16 protein-coding genes are annotated in these 20,959 nt (G+C 68.3%); 6 read left to right on the forward strand and 10 right to left on the reverse strand.

All coding sequences use genetic code 11. The features are described 5' to 3' along the window. Positions 1 to 4 precede the first annotated feature (4 nt). Together DSC_RS11050 and DSC_RS11055 are read left to right on the forward strand one after the other, a co-directional pair. Positions 5 to 1,153: a glycosyltransferase family 4 protein gene (locus DSC_RS11050; protein WP_043291273.1), complete on the forward strand. Its 1,149-nt coding sequence runs from the start codon at positions 5 to 7 to the stop codon at positions 1,151 to 1,153. After that, positions 1,137 to 1,682 carry a phosphatase PAP2 family protein gene (locus tag DSC_RS11055; protein ID WP_014161249.1) on the forward strand — a complete coding sequence of 182 codons (546 nt, stop codon included), beginning with the start codon at positions 1,137 to 1,139 and terminating at the stop codon, positions 1,680 to 1,682. Before DSC_RS11050 ends, DSC_RS11055 begins: the two co-directional genes overlap by 17 nt. Positions 1,683 to 1,710: 28 nt before the next feature. Here the strand turns inward: DSC_RS11055 and DSC_RS11060 are convergent, their stop codons facing one another. Both DSC_RS11060 and creD read right to left on the reverse strand, forming a co-directional pair. Next, complete coding sequence (locus DSC_RS11060) at positions 1,711 to 3,294, reverse strand: M20/M25/M40 family metallo-hydrolase (protein ID WP_014161250.1); 1,584 nt, start codon at positions 3,292 to 3,294, stop codon at positions 1,711 to 1,713. 249 nt (positions 3,295 to 3,543) lie between these two features. After that, on the reverse strand, positions 3,544 to 4,866 hold the full coding sequence (creD, locus tag DSC_RS11065) for a cell envelope integrity protein CreD (RefSeq protein WP_014161251.1): 1,323 nt from the start codon (positions 4,864 to 4,866) through the stop codon (positions 3,544 to 3,546). A gap of 133 nt (positions 4,867 to 4,999) precedes the next feature. Here creD and DSC_RS11070 point away from each other — a divergent pair, with 133 nt between their 5' ends. The 3 genes from DSC_RS11070 (at position 5,000) to pyrC (ending at position 10,517) form a co-directional block, all read left to right on the forward strand. Beyond that, the gene (locus DSC_RS11070) at positions 5,000 to 6,295 is read left to right on the forward strand and encodes a DUF445 domain-containing protein (protein WP_014161252.1); all 1,296 of its coding nucleotides are present in this window, start codon (positions 5,000 to 5,002) and stop codon (positions 6,293 to 6,295) included. A 119-nt stretch (positions 6,296 to 6,414) separates the two neighbouring features. Further along, the gene (locus DSC_RS11075) at positions 6,415 to 9,087 is read left to right on the forward strand and encodes a M1 family metallopeptidase (RefSeq protein WP_014161253.1); all 2,673 of its coding nucleotides are present in this window, start codon (positions 6,415 to 6,417) and stop codon (positions 9,085 to 9,087) included. A 380-nt stretch (positions 9,088 to 9,467) separates the two neighbouring features. Further along, entirely contained in the window at positions 9,468 to 10,517 is a 1,050-nt protein-coding gene (gene pyrC / locus DSC_RS11080; protein ID WP_014161254.1) for a dihydroorotase, read from the forward strand. Between the two features lie 235 nt (positions 10,518 to 10,752). Here the strand turns inward: pyrC and DSC_RS11085 are convergent, their stop codons facing one another. The 5 genes from DSC_RS11085 to DSC_RS11105 form a co-directional block, all read right to left on the reverse strand. Continuing rightward, positions 10,753 to 11,208 (reverse strand): helix-turn-helix domain-containing protein, encoded by a 456-nt coding sequence (locus DSC_RS11085; protein ID WP_014161255.1) that lies wholly within the window; start codon positions 11,206 to 11,208, stop codon positions 10,753 to 10,755. Positions 11,209 to 11,389: 181 nt separating this feature from the next. Continuing rightward, positions 11,390 to 13,447, reverse strand: coding sequence for a DUF262 domain-containing protein (locus DSC_RS11090; protein WP_014161256.1), 2,058 nt, complete (start codon positions 13,445 to 13,447; stop codon positions 11,390 to 11,392). 530 nt (positions 13,448 to 13,977) lie between these two features. Then, complete coding sequence (rlmKL, locus tag DSC_RS11095) at positions 13,978 to 16,119, reverse strand: bifunctional 23S rRNA (guanine(2069)-N(7))-methyltransferase RlmK/23S rRNA (guanine(2445)-N(2))-methyltransferase RlmL (protein ID WP_014161258.1); 2,142 nt, start codon at positions 16,117 to 16,119, stop codon at positions 13,978 to 13,980. Between the two features lie 83 nt (positions 16,120 to 16,202). Beyond that, entirely contained in the window at positions 16,203 to 16,730 is a 528-nt protein-coding gene (locus tag DSC_RS11100; protein WP_014161259.1) for an alpha/beta hydrolase, read from the reverse strand. After that, positions 16,727 to 17,218, reverse strand: coding sequence for an MOSC domain-containing protein (locus tag DSC_RS11105; RefSeq protein WP_014161260.1), 492 nt, complete (start codon positions 17,216 to 17,218; stop codon positions 16,727 to 16,729). The genes DSC_RS11100 and DSC_RS11105 overlap by 4 nt, the downstream gene beginning before the upstream one ends. A gap of 100 nt (positions 17,219 to 17,318) precedes the next feature. Here DSC_RS11105 and DSC_RS11110 point away from each other — a divergent pair, with 100 nt between their 5' ends. Beyond that, a complete protein-coding gene (locus tag DSC_RS11110) occupies positions 17,319 to 17,906 on the forward strand; it encodes an N-acetylmuramoyl-L-alanine amidase (protein ID WP_014161261.1) in 588 nt (195 codons plus the stop codon). A gap of 150 nt (positions 17,907 to 18,056) precedes the next feature. Here the strand turns inward: DSC_RS11110 and hflX are convergent, their stop codons facing one another. From hflX to miaA, 3 genes are all read right to left on the reverse strand, one after another. After that, positions 18,057 to 19,415 carry a ribosome rescue GTPase HflX gene (gene hflX, locus DSC_RS11115; protein WP_014161262.1) on the reverse strand — a complete coding sequence of 453 codons (1,359 nt, stop codon included), beginning with the start codon at positions 19,413 to 19,415 and terminating at the stop codon, positions 18,057 to 18,059. Between the two features lie 128 nt (positions 19,416 to 19,543). Further along, positions 19,544 to 19,828, reverse strand: coding sequence for an RNA chaperone Hfq (gene hfq, locus DSC_RS11120; protein ID WP_014161263.1), 285 nt, complete (start codon positions 19,826 to 19,828; stop codon positions 19,544 to 19,546). A 133-nt stretch (positions 19,829 to 19,961) separates the two neighbouring features. Continuing rightward, positions 19,962 to 20,915, reverse strand: a complete 954-nt coding sequence (gene miaA, locus DSC_RS11125) for a tRNA (adenosine(37)-N6)-dimethylallyltransferase MiaA (RefSeq protein WP_014161264.1) — start codon at positions 20,913 to 20,915, stop codon at positions 19,962 to 19,964. Between the last annotated feature and the right edge of the window lie 44 nt (positions 20,916 to 20,959).

Raw genomic sequence — 20,959 nt, forward strand, 5'->3', positions numbered from 1 at the left:
CGACATGCGCTACGCGATCGTCACCGAGACCTACCCGCCGGACATCAACGGCGTCGCCCTGACGGTCCAGGGGCTGGAAGAGGGCCTGCGCCAGCGTGGCCATGAAATCAGTCTGGTACGCCCGCACCAGCCCAGCGACACGCACGCCCCGGCCCGTCACGACACCCTGCTGGTGCGTGGCGTACGGCTGCCGCACTATCCTGGCCTGCGCTTCGGCCTGCCGGCGCCCCTGGCCTTGCGCGAACACTTGCGCCATTTCGCGCCCGATGCGATCTACGTGGCCACCGAAGGCCCCTTGGGCTGGTCGGCGCTGCGCGCGGCCAGGCGCCTGGGCATCCCGGTGGCAACCGGCTTCCATACCCGTTTCGATCACTACATGGGCGACTACGGCATGCCGTGGCTGCGCCCGGTGGCGCTGCGCTGGATGCGGCGCTTCCACAACGGCGGCGATGCCACGCTGGTGCCCACGCGCGAGCTGGCCGACTGGCTGGGACAGACGGCCTTCGCCAAGGTCCAGCGGCTGGCGCGCGCGGTGGATACCAGCCAGTTCCATCCCCGCTTCCGCGACCAGGCCCTGCGCCAGCAATGGCAGGCCGGTGAGCAGGCGCCGGCGCTGCTGTCGGTGGGCCGCATCGCCGCCGAAAAGAACCTGCGTCTGGCGGTCCAATCCTTCCGCCGCCTGCAGCAGCAGTGCCCGCAGGCGCGCATGGTGTGGGTGGGCGACGGCCCCGAGCGCGCGGCGCTGCAGGCAGCCAATCCCGACTTCATCTTCTGCGGCATGCAGCGCGGCGAAGACCTGGCCCGGCACTACGCCAGCGCCGACCTGTTCGTGTTTCCCAGCCGCAGCGAGACCTTCGGCAATGTGACCCTGGAAGCGATGGCCAGCGGCCTGGCCACGGTGGCGTTCGATTCCGGCGCCGCGCGCGAGCACCTGCGCAGCGGCCTGCACGGTGCCGCAGTGGCAGACGATGCCGGGTTCATCGAGGCGGTCGTCGATCTTGGCGGCGATGGACCGCGGCGCCGGGCCATGGGCGCCAGCGCGCACCTTGCCGTCCAGGCGCTGCAGCCGGCCCAGGTCGCGGCCGACTTCGACGTGCTGCTGTCCCGACTGGCCCAGCAACGCAAGGAACCTGCCCATGCCATCCCGGCGTGAAATGCCGCTGCCCCGGGAATCCCGGGTCTGCCTGTTTGCCAACCGCTTCGGCCGGCGCCATGACCTGCGCCGGTTCTTCGCGCTGGTCAGCCGCCTGGGCGATGGCGTGTTCTGGTACGTGCTGATGGCCGCGATGATCGTGTTCGACGGCTGGCAGGGCCTGGCCGCCGCCGCGCACCTGGCTGCCACCGGTGCAGTGGCCCTGGTGCTCTACAAGGGCCTCAAGCGCTGGACCCGGCGGCCGCGCCCATTCGCCTCGGATGTGCGCATCCAGGCGTGGATCGCGCCGCTGGACGAGTTCTCCTTCCCCTCCGGCCATACCCTGCATGCGGTGGCCTTCACCCTGGTGGCGCTGGCGCACTACCCGGCCCTGGCGCCCTTGTTGCTGCCCTTCACCGCCTGCGTGGCAGCTTCGCGGGTGGTGCTGGGGCTGCACTATCCCAGCGACGTGCTGGCGGCGACGGTGATCGGGTCTGGACTGGCGGGGATGGCGGTGTGGGGCGTGCCGGGGGTGAGCTTGCTGGGGTGAGCGGCGGTTGCACTCGCACGACCGCGGCTCAATCCTGCAGCACGTCCTTCCTCGGCAGGGCCTGGTCCCGCATCGCGGCCTGGTAGGCGAATGCGGCGATGATCGCCGCCGCCTGCTTCAGGTCATCCGGTGATGCGTGATCGTAGGTATCCAGGTCGCTGTGATGCACCTGGGTGCCATAGTCCAGGCGATCCTGGACAAACTGGAAACCCGGCAGCCCGACCCGGTCGAACGGGATGTGGTCGGTGCTGCCGGTGTTGCGGCTGGTGACGATGCTCGCACCCAGATCGTTGAACGGCGCCAGCCAGGCCTTGAAGATCGGCATCACCGCCTGGTTTTCCTGCGCATAGATGCCGCGGATCCTGCCCGAGCCGTTGTCCAGGTTGAAGTACGCCGAGAACCTGCCGTAGTCCCTGGTTTTCTGCAGCGCGCCGGTGGCATCACGCAGGTAGGGCGGCAACGCCTTCTGCGCCGGGTCGGTCGGCTCGGGATAGGTGGCGAAGTGGCGCGAGACGTAATCGGTCGAGCCGACCAGGCCCTGCTCCTCGCCGCTCCACAGCGCCACGCGGATGGTGCGCCTGGGTTTGGCGCCGACCGCCTTGAGGATGCGCATGGCTTCCATCATCACCGCCACGCCCGCGCCGTTGTCCGAGGCGCCGGTGCCGGCGTGCCAGGAGTCCATGTGCGCGCCCAGCATCACCACTTCGTCGGCCTTGCCGCTGACCTTGAGCTCGGCGACGGTGTTGTAGCCGGGGTCGTTGGCCTGGCTGGTGAAGCGCGCATCGGAATTGACGCGCAGGCGCACGATCTGCTTGCGGTCCAGCGCGCGCAGCAACGGGTTGTAGTGCTCGGCCGCGACCACCAGCTCGGGCACGCCGACCGCTTCACCGACCTTGCGCGAGCCGCCACCCCCGACCCGCAGGATGCCGTCATCCCAGCCGCTGATGCTCAGCGCGGCCACCGCACCTTCGTCGATGAGGAACTGGTTGGTGGCCTTGGCCAGCTCGGTGCGCTCGCGGTATTCCTTGACCCGCTTGGCCTTTGCCTCGGCGCCCCCTGCGGGCATGGGGAAATTGAGCAGCTCGCCCAGGCCGGCCTGGTCATAGCGCCTGGAGGACGGCTCGGTGCCCGGCTTGTATTCGCGCGTCTCGCTCAGCAGCACGATCTTGCCGCGCAGCTTGCCCTTGTACTTGTCCAGGTCGGCCTTGGTCTTGAGGGTGAGCGCAATGGCTTCGCCCTCGACCGGGCCGCCGGTGCCCGGCGTCCAAGCCTTGGGCACCGCATGCAACGGCGCGGTGCGCGGGGTCAGCAGCTCCAGGCTGGCACTGCTGAATTCCCAGCCGCGGCCGAAGTCGGCGAACGCCTCGTCATGCACGTTGGCCAGGCCCCATTCGGTGAACCTGGCCTTGGTCCAGGCGTTGGCCTTGGCCATGTTGGGCGAGTTGGTCAGGCGCGGACCGATCTGCTCGGTCAGGTGCTGCAAGGTGTCGGCCACCTGCGAGCGATGGAGCGCTTCCTGCCGGATCTTGCCGACCATCACCAGATCGACCGCTTCCTCGGCCTGTGCCGACAAGGCCAGGCCCAGGCCTGCGACCAGCGCAGCCCACTTCATCCGCCTCATGCGTGCTTCCCCATCGTGATGGATCGAGGTATCGAGTCTGCCAGTGCAATGTGCGGCTGCAGCAGGTCATCGGTCATGGCTTGAGATGACAGAATCGTCATTTTTGAGCGGCACCAGCCGCGCGCGCGGTCGCCGCAGCAGCGGCAACGGGGGGCCACTTCATCCACGCCGTACGCGCCGGCGCGTACGGCAGCCGGCGTGCGGCATGGCGCTCGCGCCCCGCCCTACCCTGCTGCTGCATCAGCGCAGCTCCGCCGACAACGCGTACCAGTCCACGCGCCGGGTCACCCACATGATCAGCGCCAGGACGCCGAACAGCAGCAGCGCGCCCATCAGCAGCGCGTTGTCTTCGGAAACCAGCAGGCCGTACAGCGCGCCGTACAGGGCCGTCAGCCCCGTCGCAAAACCCGCCGCACGTGCCCAGCTGCGCAGCACGCCCGACAGGTACACCAGCTGCACGCCGATGCACGCCAGCGCAGACACCACATAGGCAATCCAGAACGCGACGTGCTCACTCAGGCTGAGCAGCAACAGGAAGAACATCGCCAGCGCAAGTCCGACCAGCAGGTACTGCAGCGGATGGATCGGCAGGCGCCTGATCAGCTCGAACAGGCCAAAGCCGACGAAGGTCAACACCACGAACAGGATCCCGTACTTGCTGGCGCGATCGGCCAGCGTGTAGACATCGACCGGATCGATCAGCTCCACCCGCAGCGCATCCAGCCGCGTGTCGGCGGTCTTGAGCTGCTGCAGCTGGGTCTGCGCCTGGCTGGCCAGCGAGGACACCGCCCACTGCGCATCGAACCCGTCCGCGCGCACGCTGCGCTGCACCGGCAGGAAATCGCCGGTGAAGCTTGGATGCGGCCAGGCCGAGGCGATCTGCACCCGTGTGTCGTCGGCCACCGGCACCACCTCCAGTCCCTGCGTGCCGGCCAGGGTGAAGGACAGCTGCACCCTGCGTCCCGGGATCACCTCACCTGCGATTGCCGGCAGCGACGCGCTGACCCCGGCCAGGCGTCCGTTGAAGGCGCGTGTGCCCGGCTGGAAGCGCAACGGCTGCCCATCGACCTGCAGCTGCGGCACGCCCAGCAGGCCACGCACGTCGCTCAGGCCCAGCACCAGGTACGGCACGCCGTAGCGGCGCGTGTTGCCGGCCGGCACCGCGGGCAGCGCCGTGCCGAAGCGCGCGGCCAGCCTGGCATCCCACTTGTAGGTGGGCACTTCGAACAGGCCGACCTTGCGCAGCTCCGGCGTGAGCCGGCCATGCACTTCCAGCGCCAGCGGGGTCTGCAGCAGCACGCCTTCCTCGCGCACCTCGCGGGTGCGGGACACGCCGGTGTCGTCGACCCACGCCTCCTGGCGCAGATCGAGATAAGGCACCGCGCGCAGCGGACCGACCAGCCGCTGCGCCCCGGCGGTGCTGCGCGCGATGCGCTGCACGGCCTGCTCGCGAAAAGCCGCGCGCTCGGCGATCTTGCCGCCGATCATGCTCAAGGGAATCAGCAGCGCCAGCACCAACGCGCCGACGATGGCAAAACGCAACGCCAGTTTCAGGGATTTCATGGACCGCTCCATCGCAGGGTGATGGCATCCAGCCTGCGCGGCCCGCGTGGGCGGGGTTTGCGCCCTGTTTGAAGCCAGGGTGAAGTGCGCACCGATGCGGCTGCCTCACCTGGGCTGGGTAGACTTGCAGGCCATGCAGACCTCGCCCCAGCCCATCGACCCCCGCCGCCTGCGCCTGCGCCGCATGAAACTGGCCGCCTCCGGCCTGCTGGTGCTGATGCTGGCCGGCTTCGCGCTGAGTCATGCGATGGGCCTGCGCGGCGGCTGGGCCTGGCTGGCCGCGTTCTGCGAGGCCGCCGCGGTCGGCGCGCTGGCCGACTGGTTCGCGGTGGTGGCGCTGTTCCGCCGGCCGCTGGGCCTGCCGATCCCGCACACGGCGATCGTGCCGCGCAGCAAGGACCGCCTGGCCAACAGCCTGGCGGTGTTCGTGCGCGACCATTTCCTGGCCCCCGAGTCGCTGCTGGAAAAGCTGCGCGTGTTCGACCCCGCCGCGCGCCTGGGCCAATGGCTGGCCGAGCCCGAACAGGCCCGCAGGCTGGCCGGCATGGCCCGCGGCTGGGCGCTGCAGGCGCTGGACCTGCTGGATGAATCGGCCGTGCGGGTGGCAATCCAGCAGTTCGTGGTGGGGCGCCTGCGCAGCTGGAACGCGGCCGGCACCGCCGGCGAAGTGCTCGGCATCCTCACCGCCGACGGCCGCCACCAGGAACTGCTGGATGAAGCGCTCAAGCGCATCGGCCGCTGGCTGGACAACCCCGCGGTCAAGGCCCGCGCCTCGGCGCTGATCGTGCGCTACGCGCGGCGCGAGTGGCCCAAGCTGATGGGCACGGTGGACCTGATCAAGCCGGTGGAGGAGATCGGCGATTCGCTGGCCCAGCGCATCGCCGCCGCGGCGCTGGAAGAACTGCAGCTGGTGCTGTCCACGCCCGGCCATCGGCTGCGCAAGGATTACGAAGAGTGGTTATCCGGCTATGTGGTGCGCCTGCGCAGCGATCCGGACCTGGCCGCGCGCGTGGAGGAGATCAAGCAGAACCTGATCGACCACCCCGCCGTGCAGGACTACGTGCGCGGGCTGTGGGACCAGGTCCATGCCACGCTGCGCACCAACCTGGAGACGCCCGATTCCACCCTGGCCCGGCACCTGGAGCGCTCGCTGCAGGCACTGGGCGAAGCGCTCGGCCGTGATCCATCCCTGCGCGAGGCCCTCAACACCCACCTGACCAGCGCCGCCGAAAGCCTCACCACCCGCCTGCGCAGCGGGGTCACCGACCACATCGCCCAGACCATGAAGAACTGGGACGAGCGCCAACTCACCGAGATCGTCGAACTGGCCGTCGGCCGCGACCTGCAGTACATCCGCTTCAACGGCACCCTGGTCGGCGGGTTGATCGGGCTGGTGCTGCATGCGCTGGTGGTGCTGACCCCGCTGTAGAGCAGCCGACGGGGGTCGGGCCGAGCCGGCGCACCTCCCCATGCCTTGTGGCACTGGCCGGGCGGCTTGGGCTGGGGGCACCTTACCCGTCAGATTCCCGCCACCGGAGAGCCGCCCCGATGCCCCGTCTTGCCCGCCCGTTGCTGACCCTGGCGCTGGCTGCCTGCTGCGCCAGCGCCCATGCCGCCGAACAAACCCCGACCGGCCGCCTGCCCACCTGGGCCCAGCCGCAGGATTACGCGCTGGACCTGAAGATCGACCCGGCGCAGGACACCTTCAGCGGCACCACCACGATCAAGGTCAAGCTGACCCAGGCCAGCGACCACCTGTGGATCGACGGCAAGGAACTGACCGTCGAGAAGGTCACCGTGGCCGCCGGCGGCGGCAAGCCCAAGCCGGCCAGGTACGTGCAGGCCGATGAAAAGAACGGCGTGGCCCGGATCGATTTCGGCACCACCCTGCAGCCGCAGGACCTGGTCCTGACCATTGCCTACAGCGCGCCGTTCAACGGCGAGCTGGAAGGGCTCTACAAGGTCACCTACGAAGGCAAGCCCTACGCGATGACGCAGATGGAGCCGATCAGCGCGCGCTTTGCCTTCCCCAGCTTCGACGAGCCTTCCTTCAAGACCCCCTACGACATCAGGCTGACCATTCCGGCCGACCTGCAGGGCGTGGCCAATACCGCCCAGGTCAAGCAAACCCCGGCCGGCAAGGGCTTCAAGACGCTGACCTTCTCGCGCACCCTGCCGCTGCCGACCTACCTGGTCGCCTTTGCGGTGGGCCCGTGGGATGTGGTGGACGGCCCCGGCATCACCGCCACCTCGCAGCGCGCCGGCACCCTGCCGCTGCGCGGTGTCGCGCCGCACGGCAAGGGTCCGCGCATGAAGATCGCCTTGGATTCCACCCCGGTGATCATCCACACGCTCGAGGACTACTACGACTTCGGCTATCCGTGGGACAAGCTGGACCAGCTGGCCGCGCCGGACTTCTCGGCCGGCGCGATGGAAAACGCAGGGCTTGTGACCTATCGCGACTTCCTGCTGCTGCTGGATGAAGACTCGGCCACCCGCTACAAGCGCGCCTCGTTCAACGTGATCGCCCACGAACTGGCCCACCAGTGGACCGGCGACACGGTGACCATGGCCTGGTGGGACGACCTGTGGCTCAACGAGTCCTTCGCCACCTGGATGCAGCAGAAGGTCACCATGAAGGTGCACCCGGAGTACCGCGCCGACCTGGACCGCGTGCTGGGTGCGCAGGGCGCCATGTCCGGCGACGGCCTGGTGGCCACGCGCAAGATCCGCCAGGAGATCACCGGCAACGGCGACATCGAGAACGCCTTCGACGGCATCACCTACCAGAAGGGCGCCTCGGTGCTGGGCATGTTCGAGTCCTATGTGGGCCAGGACGTGTTCCAGAAAGGCATGCGCCAGTACATCCAGGACCACAAGTTCGCCAATGCCACCGCCGACGATCTGGTCAGCGCGATCGCCACGGCCGCAGGCAAGGGACCAGAGTTCACTGCCGCGTTCAACAGCTTCCTGGACCAGCCGGGCGTGCCCTACGTGCACACCGAAGTCACCGATGCCAAGGGCCAGGTCGTGCTGAAGCTGACCCAGAAGCGCTACCTGCCGCTGGGCAGCACCGGCGACCCGGCCAAGACCTGGGGCGTGCCGGTGTGCGTGCGTTACCAGACCACCGCCGGCAGCGACAACGCCTGCACCCTGCTGACCGCCGCCAGCGGTCAGCTGGCCCTGCCCGGCGCCCAAAAGGGCGGCTGGGTGATGCCCAACGCCGGCGCTGCCGGTTACTACCGCATCGGCCTGGACGCCACGGCGCTCAAGACCCTCACCGCCAACCTGCCCCAGCTCAGCGACACCGAGCAGCTGGCCTACAACGATGGCGTGGACGCCTCCTTCCGCCTGGGCGAGATCAACCCGGCCCAGCTGCTGGCCGCGCTCAAGCCGCTGACCGCGTCCAAGGTCCCGGAAGTGGCCGACAAGCCGATCGGCAACGTGAGCTGGCTCTATCACTCCCTGGCCAGGACCGACGCCCAGCGCGCCGCGCTGAGCACCTGGGCGCAGCAGGTCTACCTGCCGCGCATGCAGCAGCTGGGCTACGTGCGCAAGGATGGCGAGGAAGGCAGCGACGCCCTGCAACGCGCCGAATTGGCCGGGTTTCTGGGCCTGACCATGAAGGTGCCTGCAGTGCGTGCCGAACTGCTCAAGCAGGGTGACGCGGTCCTGGCCGGCGGCAAGACGCTGGCCTTCGACCAGGCCAATCCGGACCTGCTGCAGAGCGCGCTGGGCGTGAGCGTGCAGGAACACGGCGCCGCGGCCGTGGACCAGCTGATGGCCGCCCTGCCCGGCGTGATCGACCCGGCCCACCGCAATGCCATGCTCGGCGCACTGGCCAGCGTCGAGGACCCGGCCCTGGCGGCCAAGGTGCGCAGTTTCGGTTTGAGCAAGGACGTCAAGGTGGGCGAAATGCGCTACGTGCTGACCGCCGGCGAGCGCGCCACCCTCGCCGACCGTGACGCCCAGTGGAACTGGTTCACCGCCAACTACCAGGCCATCCACGACCGCATCGGCGCCTTTGCCGGCGGCTCGCTGCCGCGCATCGCCGCTGCCGGCGCCTGCACCCCGGCCGAGTCCGAGCGCCTGCAGGCGTTCTTCGAGCCGCGCCTGAAGGACCTGCCCGGCGCCGTGCGCGGCCTGCAGCAGGCGCGCGAAAGCATCGCCCTGTGCAGCGCCCTGACCGCCAGGCAGGATCCGGCCACCCTGGTGAAGTGATCGCACGGGGCCATTGCCTGCGCCCGACGCCGCCGCAGGCAACTGCGGCGGCGTCATTGTGTGCGGCGCCACGCCGACTGACCGACGGATCTTCAGGCGAGCGCACCTGCGACCGAAGTCTGCCTGCGGCTGCCGACGGTGCCGGCCAGGGCTGCAGGCGAAGTCGCTCTCAAGGGCCTTGGCGATCCGATCGGGCCGGTTCGCGCGGCCCGGCGCTCGCCGCTGCATCGGTTGCGGCACCAAGGTGCCCGGAGCGCGATGGGATACGATGTCGCCCCGCCGCGCGCGCCGACAGATGGCCGGCCAGCTGTGCCCCCGACGGCGCTTGCTGACTTGCCTGGCGCGGTCCTGCACCGGCTGATGACCCCAACCTGCCCCTCATGACCCCCACGCGCATCGACCTCACTGCCCCCGACGACTGGCATCTGCATCTTCGCGATGGCGAGGCGCTGGCGTCGGTGATCGGCCATACCGCCGAGCGCTTTGCCCGCGCCATCGTCATGCCCAACCTCAAGCCGCCGGTGGCCACCGTGGCCCAGGCAGAGGCCTACCGCCAGCGGATCCTGGCGTGCCTGCCGCCCGGCGCGCGCTTTCAGCCCCTGATGACGCTGTACCTCACCGAGCAAACCTCGCCCGAAGAGATCGCCCTGGCCAAGGCCAGCGACAGCGTGCTGGCAGTGAAGTACTACCCGACCGGCGCCACCACCAACTCGCAGTCCGGGGTGCGCGATCTGGCCCGCGTGCATGCCGTGCTCGAGGCCATGGAACGGCATGAACTGCCGCTGCTGCTGCATGGCGAGGTGACCGATCCGGACATCGATATCTTCGACCGCGAGCGGGTCTTCATCGAGCGGCACCTGCTGCCGTTGCAGGCCAGATTCCCCGCGCTGCGCATGGTGCTCGAGCACATCACCACCGCCGATGCGGTGGAGTTCGTCACCGGCGCGCCGGCGCACGTGGCCGCCACCATCACCGCCCACCACCTGCTGCTCAACCGCAACGCGCTGTTCGAAGGTGGCATCCGCCCGCACCACTACTGCGCGCCGATCCTCAAGCGGCAGACCCACCGCGCCGCGCTGCTGCAGGCGGCGACCAGCGGCGACAGCCATTTTTTCCTCGGCACCGACAGCGCCCCGCATGCGCGGGAAACCAAGGAGACCGCGTGCGGCTGCGCCGGCCTCTATACCGCCCACGCCGCCATCGAACTGTACGCCGAGGCCTTCGAGCAGGTCGGCCGGCTGGATCGGCTGGAAGCCTTCGCCAGCTTCCACGGCCCGGACTTCTACCGCCTGCCCCGCAATCAGGAGCGCATCACCCTGGAACGCACGCCGTGGGTGGTCCCGCCCAGCTATCGGCTGGCCACCTCGACCTGCGTCCCGATGCGTGCAGGCGAATCGGTCGCCTGGTCGCTGGTGCGGCAGGGCTCCTGACGCGGCGGCAGCGCATCGCGCCCTGCTTGCATAGCTTGCTGCCCCGCGACAGGCCACCATGGTCTGCGACTGCAAACAAGATCCGGCCGATGGGATTGTGCCGGCACCGCCCGACCCCGGTCACCGTCAGCGGCACGGCGACCTGTCATCGGATCACCGCGCTGAGCCAGCGGATGGCAAGTTCACCGTTGAGCAGGCCAGCGCAGGCGTCATAACAACACAACGAAACCCGCCATCAGTAAAAGCCTTGTTCCTGGGCTTGCTGGGCCAGTTCGGTCAGCCGCGCCTTGCTGTTGGCGAGCTGGGCACTCATGTAGGTCATCAGGTCGCGGAAGTACACGCGCCGATGCGTGCCCACCTTGTGGTGGGGCAGTTCGCCGCGTTCCAGCAACCCGACCACGTGCGGGCGCGACACATTGAGGAAGTCGGCGGTTTGCTGGGTCGTCAATTCGGCATGGATGGGCACCAGGCTGACTGCGTTGCCGGCGGCCATATTGTTCAGAATGTCGACCAGCATCCGCAGCGCCTGGACCGGCACCTCGATTTCACCGTCGCTGTCGATCACACGCAGTCGCGCGGTCTTGCCGCGGCCAATGCACGCAGCAAGCAGCCGGCTGCTTTCGCGCGCAAGCTCCGATTCTTCGGGAGTGGCTGGGGGCGTGATGAGTGGTTCGTTCGTCAGGGTGGACATGGTGGTTAGGCCCTCGCCAAGCCTTCTCTTGAGTGGGCAAGTCTAACTTATAAACGAAACGATCGAAACATACGAAATAAGAGAAAGAAGGGAATGAAGACCCGCAGGGCCATAGTGCGCGCGCCGCCTGGTCACCCAGGGCTTAATGATTACCGACTGGTATCGCGCCCATGGATTCGGCCTACCATTTGGTATCTGCCCCGGAAAGCTTGCGTGCAACCGAGGTTGGCGTCACGGCACCTGACGCCGGGCGTGACCACACCAACATCGCAGCGTCATACAAGGCTCCGGCACGGGCTGCGATACTTTCCTCGTCCCAGTTGTCCAAATCTTTCTGGCCGAAATACGTGTTCATGAGCAGCGCGCTTTGCCCTAGTTTCGAGCGTTTACCCTCCACCGTCTGCCCGGATGCGTCCTGCCAGTCATTGAACGGTCCGTTGCTGACTGAGCTATTGAGGGGTTGAGTCAGCAGCGTGAGGTTGCCAAAGCCATGAACGGCCATATCGCGCACTACCCGCTGGGCATCTGTCATGCCGCCCACCTGGTAACTGGGCACAACCGCCCAGCTTTGCGGCATGACATGTTCAACGGTGAGAGCGGACTGCACCGGGACATGATTGCTGCCCTGCATGGTTCCGCGTGCGGCATATTCGAGCGCGCGCAGGATGCCGCATACCCTTGCCGGCTTCATGGCGAAATACACGGGCCGATGTAGCCACTGCTCCTGGAATGCCCCATCGCTCGGCCACAGCTCGCTGTCAGCCGTTGCCTCCAGCAATACCTTGCGCAGCGCAAGGTGTGGCTCACTTTGGGCAGCCGCGACCGCCTGCAAGAGCCGCATGAAGAAACGGTTGTAGCCCTTGGTGGTCATGTTGCATACGGAACGCCGCGTCAGATAGGAGGCTAGATCGCTCAGGGCCTGCCGCAGTTCCTGGCTGTCATCGGCCAGCCGTTCGCGCAGGGTGAGGTACACCGGCGTAATGGTGCCAACGTCCAGCGCCTTCACCAGGCGCGCGAACTCGGCCAGGTAACTGGTTCCGTCAGGCGAGACCAATTCCCTGAAATGACCACTGGCGCTGACAATGCGTTGGAGTTCCTGTTCCAGTTCGCGCGGCTCCTTTTGCCACCACGTCTTGAACGCCTCGAACACATGCCCGACGAGAGTCGTTTCTCGGCTGCGCAACACGGTGTAACTGTAGAAGAACAGGTCGATGCGCGGGTAGGTCAGGCGACCTTGCCGTTCTTTTTCTACCCAGTAGCGGTTGCTGGTCACACCCTTGCTGCCGGCAAGCGCCAAATCGAACGGGCTCCAGAACTTTGCATACAACGCGCTGACCGGTTTTCCGGAACGCGCGGCATCAAGAAACACGAAGTTGCGGATCAAGTCGGAGGCCAGCAGGGGTTCGCCGCGCGCATTGAGGGTCTCGAAGATTACCTGGGGGTCATCCTCCGTCTCCAGTTGCAGCGTCATGATTTGCACGTTCTCTGCCAGCGCCATGTACAACGCCTGCGCACGTTTGGGGTCGAATTCAGTCGTGGCATCCAACGGAACCACGTCATTGCCTCCACGAATCCGCTTGACCAACTCGTCGCTGGGTGTGTGTTCGTCCGCTTCGCCCGTACCCGCGACGTCGACGCCTTGGAGGTAGGCTAGGCAGGCAAAGTAGAAGTACAGGAACGTCTGCACCAGCAGCGGCCGTTCGACCTTTTTCTGGCCAGCGCGAGCCGGATACTGCGCGCAGATGTCCTCGACCTGCTGGGCCCCGTAGAGGAACCGCATCTCGTCCTGACCAGCCTCAGTGGGCCAGACTTTGTGGTAGTCGGTGTCCGTCGTGTACGGGCCGGGGTTGCGGACGAGCGTGTCCAGCATCTTGGGCAGTTGGCTGTCGCCGACTCGCCGCGCGGCGTCCCGGAACGCCAACAGAAGCAGCTGCAAGGTGGTGGAACGCTGCTGCCCGTCGATGACCTCGTAGGCCGGCACGCGCCCGAACGGTGGCGTCACCGGGGTCAGCACCAGCGAGCCAAGGAAGTGCTTTTGCAGCGGCTTGAGTGCCGCAGCGCCCACGCTCTGCTGTGCCTGGTCACGTTCCAGCCGCGCGTCTGCACGATCCTGGATATCGGCCCACAGCGGCACCACCTGTTTGTCCAGCGTCCAGACATAACCGCGCTGGAAGATCGGAATCTGGTACTGATACGGCGAGTTGAATAATCCGGTGACGGTCGTCTTGCTTGGTTGCATGTACTTCCCCCTGTATTGGTTGCATGTACTTCCCCCTGTATTTGCGGCCATCTACACGCCGCCGTCAGCGCGACTATCCTTGCTTATGATTCAAGGCCTAAAGCGGGCGACCCGCTCCGGTCATTGCTTCCACTACATCGCGCGTTCCGTCGACAACTCCGTCTGCCGAAGAACGAGCTGCGTCGCCCCTTCCGCAAGGTAGGGAGAGTAGCGGTACGTGGCCAGCAGGCGCCGCACGTCGTGCATCATCCCATTGTGCCACGCCGGACACCATGACTGCGACCGGGCCTTTTGAGCCCAAATCCGTGCGTGCAGTCGCCCATATCCCTCATGCCCGAAAGGCGACGCTACCGCCGCCGAACGCGAAGTGCCAAGGCGCTAGGAGCCTGTCGGACTTTCCAAAAGATGAGCCACGTACGTGAATTCTGGAAGACTTCGCGCCCTATAAATCTATTTCATGCACGTACACGGACGATTTTGGCGATTTTTTGACCAATTTCCGGCCCGCCCATCGAAAGTCCGACAGGCTCCTAGGCGCGGGTCAACCGCCAGGCGCGGTGGATCCGCGTGTTGCGCTCGAAATCCGGCGGGATGGTCTGGGCGCTGATCTCCTCGCACACGGCGAACTCGGCCACCCGTTCGGCGTCCAGCCTGAAGCGTCGGAAGTTGTTGGAAAAATACAGCACCCCGCCCTGCGACAGCCGCGCGATGCATGCGCGCAGCAGGCGCACGTGGTCGCGCTGCACCTCGAAATCCTCCGCGCGCGCGGAGTTGGAGAACGTCGGCGGGTCGCAGAAGATCAGGTCGTACTGGCCGCGGTCGGCTTCCAGCCAGGCCAGCGCGTCGGCCTGCACCAGCTGGTGCTGCTGACCGCCCAGGCCGTTTTCCTGCAGGTTGTCCTGGCACCACTGCAGGTAGGTGCCGGACAGGTCGACGCTGGTGGTGCTGGCCGCGCCGGCCACCGCCGCTTCCACGCTGGCCACGCCGGTGTAGCTGAAAAGGTTGAGGAAGCGCCGGCCGCGCGCAGCGTGCGCCATCTGCCCACGCAAGGGGCGATGGTCCAGGAACAGGCCGGTATCCAGGTAATCGAACAGGTTCACCCGCAGGCGTGCGCCGTGCTCGCGCACCACGATCACCTCGCTTCCCGCGCCCAGTCGGCCGTACTTGCTGCCGCCCTTGCCGCGCGCGCGCGACTTGATCGCGACCTGCTCGTGCGGCACGGCAAACACATTGCGCACCGCAGCCAGCAGCTCGTTGAAACGGCGCAGCGTATCGGCTTCGGGGATGCTGGCCGGGGCGGCATATTCCTGCACGTGCAGGAAGGTGCGGCGCGCGCCGTCGGCTTCTTCGTACACGTCCACTGCGGCGGCGTACTCGGGCAGGTCGGCATCGTAGACGCGGTAGCAGGTCACGTCCTCGCGCTGGCGCCAGCTCTTGAACTTCCTGATGTTCTTGCGCAGGCGGTTGGCCACCATCTGTGCCCCGACGTTCAATTCGGCGGGCGCGTCAGGCACCACGCGCTGCGGCGGCGCGATCGGATCGACGAAGATCAGCGCGCACTCGATGGCGCCGTTGAACAGCTGGTATTTCTTCTGCGCGCGCAGGCCGGTGGCCATGGCCAGCTCGGCGCTGCCGCACAAAAGGCTCGCCCGCCAGTCCGGCACCGCCCGACGCAGGCCATCGCCCAGCGCCCGGTACAGCGCCGCATCGGCGGCCAGGCGCTCGTCGTAGGGCGGGTTGCAGACCACCACGCCACGGCGGATCGGCGGCGCCGGCAACTTGGCCACATCGCAGACCTGCAGGACGATGGCGTGCTCCACGCCGGCCTCGCGCGCGCTTTCGCGGGCGGCCTCGATCGCGCGCGGATCGATGTCGCTGCCGAAGGCGACCTGCGCCGGCAACGCGGCGCGGCCGGCGGTTTCGCGCTCGCGCGCCTGCTCGCGCAGGCCTTGCCAGTGCGCCATGTCGAAGCCCAGCCAGCGCGTCGGCGGCAGGCTGCCGTGGCGTTGCAGGCCTGGCGCCACATCGGCGGCCATCAACACTCCTTCGATCAGCAGCGTGCCGCTGCCGCACATCGGATCGAGCAGGCCGCCACCGCCGGCGTAGGACTGGCTCCAGCCACCGCGCATCAGCACCGCCGCGGCCAGGTTTTCCTTCAGCGGCGCATCATTGCGCACCCGGCGCCAGCCACGGCGATGCAGCGGCCCGCCACCAAGGTCGATCGAGAGCGTGGCCCGGCCCTTGCGCAGCGAGAAGTTGATGCGCACGTCCGGATCGTCCACGTCCACCGACGGGCGCTCCAGGCCCTGGCTGCGCAGGTGATCGACCACCGCGTCCTTGACCCGCTGCGCGGCAAAGCGCGCGTGGGTGATGACCTCGCCGGACACGTGCGCGTCCACCGCCAGGGTGTGTTCGGGCTTCAGGTGCCCGGTCCACGGCAGCGCATGAACGCCCTCGTACAGCGCGTCCTGGTCCAGGCATTCGAACGCGCCGATCGGCCACAGCACGCGGCTGGCCAGGCGCGACCACAACACCAGGCGCTGGGCATCGTGCAGGCTGCCTTCGACATTCACGCCGGACACGGTGGCCGTGGCGCTTGCGGCGCCCAGCGCCAGCACCTCCTCGACCAGCAGGTACTCCAGGCCCTTGGCGCAGGAAACGTAGAACTTCACTTGAAACCTCGAATGGGAAATGACGCCTGCGCGGGTGCGCAAGCGCGATGGCAGCACGCCGGTGCAACCGGCGCCGGCTGGAATTACAGCCCGGCCAGCAGCTGGGCGAAGGCCTGCGCGGCCGCGTCCACGTGATGGGACAGGCGATGGTCGTCATCGACCAGCAGCAGCCGCGCCCGACGCGCCTGCGCCCAGTCGATGACGTGCCTGACCGGGATCAGTTCGTCGTCCCAGCCGTGGATGATCGACACCGGCACCTGCGCGGCGTCCAGCGCCGGCAGCGAGCCCATCGCCGTGGGCGGGGCCATCAGGAACAGGGCATGCACCGGCACCAGCAGCGAGACCTGGGCCGAGATGTAGGCGCCCAGGCTGGAACCGGCCAGCACCAGCGGGCCCTTCCTGGCCGCGGCCTCGGCCAGGGTGCGCAGGCGCATCAGGCGCGCGCCGACATCGCCCAGCTGGCCGACCCCGGTCATGGCGTCCAGGTCGGTGTAGTCCGGGCGCTCGTGGCTCCAGCCGGCGGCCTGGGCCACCTGCGCCAGGGCGGTGACCTTGGTCGCTTCCGGGCCGCTTTCGAAGCCGTGCGAGAGGATCACGTGGCCGCGGATCACAGCGGCACCACCGCATCGCCGACGGCAAAGGTGCCGCCCTGGATGATCCGTGCGCACAGCCCGCCGTGGCCGCGCATGGCGTTGTAGCCGCCGGCGCCCAACGCGGTTTCCATGCGCGAGCATGGATCGCAGGGGTCGGTGCCTTCCAGCACGACATCGCCGATGCGGAAGCGGCGCTGCTTCAGCGCGATCAGCGCAATGCCCGAGACCACCACGTTGCGGCGCAGGGTTGCGGCGCTGACCGCCTCCAGCCCGGCCAGCGCGGCGATCACCGGCAGGTGCTCGGACTGGATCAGGGTCAGCCCGCGCTTGCCGCTGCCGCCCTGGTAGCGGTCACCGGTCAGCCCGGCGCCGGCCTTGGCCTGCACGCGCTCGGCGGCGACCATCGGCACCTCGCGCGCGGGCCGCACGCCGATCCATTCCACCGCGCCAGCGCGCGGCAGGGTGGCCATCAGCCGGGCCAGCGGGGACTCGGGGTTCAAGGGCATGGGCGGCACACGACGACGGCGCGGAACGCCGGGGCACGCAGTTTACCGCGCGCCCGCCCTGCGCCCGCCCTGCGCCCGCGGCGCGTGTAGCATCGCCGGCATGTCGCACCCATCCCGGACCACGCCGCCGGCACCCCTGCAGGTCAAGGCCGCCCCGCTGCCCTACGTGTCCCTGCTGGAGCCTCGTCTGCTCACGCAGATCGACCTGGTGGTCATCCACTGCACCGAGCTGCCGGACCTGGCGATGGCGCGGGAATTTGCCGAAACCGTCCGCTATGCCTCGGGCACCGGCAACAGTGGCCACTGGTACATCGACCGCGATGGCCACACCCAGGCGTGGGTCCCGCCCGAGCGCATCGCCCACCACGTGCGTGGCTGGAACCTGCGCAGCGTCGGCATCGAACTGGTCAACCGCGGCCGCCATCCGCACTGGCTGCATGCCAGACACCAGGCAATGGACGTGCCCTACCCGGATGCGCAGATCGCCGCGCTGGTGGCCCTGCTGCAGGACCTGCAGGCGCGGCTGCCGGCGCTGCGCTTGATCGCCGGGCACCAGGACCTGGATACCGAGCAGGTGCCGGCCGAGGATGATCCCGGCGTGCTGGTTGCCCGCAAGCAGGATCCGGGGCCGCTGTTCCCGTGGGAGAGGGTGCTGGCGCAGGTGGGGTTGGAGCGGCTGGTCCCGTGATTCATGGTTTGCTACGCACGCCTGTGCGTAGCCAGACCCGGCACGACAAAACAAAGGCTGCCGGGCCGCAAAGCAGGGCCAAAGCCCTGTCTTTTCATCGATTCACAGAGCGCACCGCAGTCCCGATAAAGACGACGAAGAACAGAAGACCTACGCCTCCCACTGCTCCACTTCCACCGCCGGCAGCAGCACCCGCAGCGCATCGCCGCCTGGCTGCGACAGCAGCTTCTCGGCATCGGTGCGGGCCATGTCCAGGGTCAGGCGCCAGCCGGCCTCGTCGTGTCCTTCGCTGCGCACGGCTTCCAGCGCATGCAGGCGTGCGCGCAGGCGGCCGGCGGTCGGCGGCAACACCACTTCACCGCAGATGCGCTGCAAGCCAAGGCGCCGGGCCAGGGCTTCCTGCAGCAGGTCCAGGCCGACGCCGTCGCGGGCGGAAATCCACACCCGCTCGCGCGCCAGGCCCAACGTGCCGGGCTCGGTGTCGCCGTCCAGATCGCCTTCCGGTGCGTCGTGGCGCGGCTGCGCGCCTTCGATGCGGTCGATCTTGTTGAACACCAGCAGCTGCGGGATGTCGCCGGCGCCGATCTCGGTCAGGACCAGGTCGACCTGGGCGATGCGTTCGGCGTGCAGCGGGTCGGCCGCATCGACCACGTGCAGCAGCAGGTCGGCTTCGCGCGCCTCGGACAGGGTGGAACGGAATGCCGCCACCAGCTCATGCGGCAAGTCGCGCACGAAGCCGACCGTGTCGGCCAGCACCACGTGGCCCCCGGCCAGGTTCACCCGGCGCACGGTCGGGTCCAGGGTGGCGAACAGCTGGTCGGCCGCATAGGCCTGGGCGCCGGTGAGGGCGTTGAACAGGGTCGACTTGCCGGCATTGGTGTAGCCCACCAGGGCCACCCGCGGCAGCTCGCTGCGCACGCGCGCGCGGCGCATCTGGGTGTGCTGCACCTCGACTTTCTCCAGCCGCTTCTGCAGCTGGTCCACGCGCTTCTGCAGCAGCCGGCGGTCGGTTTCAAGCTGGGTTTCACCCGGACCGCGCAGGCCGATGGAACCGCCGCGCTGGCGCTCCAGGTGGGTCCAGCCGCGGACCAGGCGGGTGGCCATGTGCCGCAGCTGGGCCAGTTCGACCTGCAGCTTGCCCTCATGGCTGCGGGCGCGCTGGGCGAAGATGTCCAGGATCAGCCCGGTGCGGTCCAGCACGCGCCGCTCCAGGGCTTTTTCCAGGTTGCGTTCCTGGCCCGGGGTCAGCGCATGATTGACCAGGATCAGATCGGCGCCGGTGGCGTCGGCCGCGGCCTTGACCTCGTCCAGCTTGCCACTGCCGATGAAGGTCGACGGGCTGGGCTTGTCGGTCCGGGCGGTGACCAGCGCGGCGATGCTCGCACCGGCGGAGCGGGCAAGCTCGGTGAATTCCTCGGCGGCATCCTCATCGCCGGTCACGGCGGCGGCGCCACCGCGCACGGGCTGGATCAGCAAGGCGTGCTCACCCTTGCGGGAACGTTCGAACAACTCGGTCGGCATCTTTCACGGGGTCGGTAAATACGTCCCACCAGCATGGTGACGGCAAGACCCGGGTTCAACCGCCCGGCCGCGGAAAAACGCAACCAATGGGCGTTTGCGCGCGCCGGCAGCGACGCTCAGTCGTCGTCTTCGGCCTCGTCAGGGCCGCTTTCACCGCCATCGGCGTTCTGGACATAGCCGCCGCCCGGGCCCACGCGCACGTTGCGCGCCGGGACCACGGTGGAAATGGCGTGCTTGTAGACCATCTGGCTGACGGTATTGCGCAGCAGCACCACGAACTGGTCGAACGACTCGATCGTGCCCTGCAGCTTGATGCCGTTGACCAGGTAGACCGAGACCGGCACCCGCTCGCGCCGCAGCGCGTTGAGAAAAGGATCCTGCAGGGATTGCCCCTTGGACATGCAAAAACTCCTGCCCATTCTTCGATGGGACTGTTCTTCTAATGGGCCGGCGCGGCCACCGTTTCCCCGAACCGCGCCGGTGAACCGATATTACACAAGCAACGCGGATTGACCAGCCACGCCGTCGCGGTTTTCAGCGGCCCAGGAACAGCGCCAGCGCCTGCTCCAGTCCGGCGCGCTGGCTGACCGGGTCGAACCAGCGCAGATCGGGCCGCCCGCGCAGCCAGGTCAGCTGGCGCTTGGCCAGCTGGCGGGTGGCGGCGATGGCGCGCTCGCGAAAGGCCGCCGCATCGCCCTGCCCGTCCAGCCATTCCCAGGCCTGCCGGTAGCCGACCGCGCGCACGGCGGGCAGGTCCAGCGGCGCGGCCACCGCCTGCATCTGCGGCATCGCGCGCAGCGCCCGCACTTCATCCAGAAAGCCAGCGGCGAGCATCGCCTCGAAACGTCGGGCGATGCGTTGGTGCAGCACCGCGCGGTCGGCCGGCGCCAGCACCAGCTTGAGCAGCCGCACCGGCAGGCGCTGGCGCAGCGGCGCGCGTTGCCAGGCGCTGATGGGACGGCCACTGAGGCGGAACACTTCCAGCGCGCGCTGGATGCGCTGCGGGTCGGTCGGCTTGATCCTGGCCGCGGCCACCGGATCGACCCGGGCCAGCTCGGCATGCAGCGCCGGCCAGCCGCGCACGGCGGCATCGGCGGTGATTTCGGCCCGCAGGCCGGGATCGGCTTCTGGCATCTCGGCCAAGCCCTGGCTCAGCGCCTGGAAATACAGGCCGGTGCCGCCGGCCAGGATCGGGATGCGGCCGCGGGCAAGGATCTGTTCGATGGCCAGGCGCGCGGCGGCGGCGAATTCGGCCGCCGAATAGACCTGCCACGGATCGCGCACGTCGATCAGATGATGTGGCACCTGCGCCAGTTCATCGCGCGAGGGCTTGGCCGCGCCGATGTCCAGGTGCCGGTAGACCAGGGCCGAATCGACGCTGACGATCTCCCCGCCCAGGCGCTGGGCCCATTCCAGCGCCAGCGCGGACTTGCCCGAGGCGGTGGGCCCGAGCAGGGCAATGGCCGGCGGCAACAGCAGGTTGGACATGGCGGCAGTGTGGCCGCCGCTGCATCTGCCGCCAAGCGCGGCAG

Source organism: Pseudoxanthomonas spadix BD-a59 (genome assembly GCF_000233915.3).
Classification (GTDB): domain Bacteria; phylum Pseudomonadota; class Gammaproteobacteria; order Xanthomonadales; family Xanthomonadaceae; genus Pseudoxanthomonas_A; species Pseudoxanthomonas_A spadix.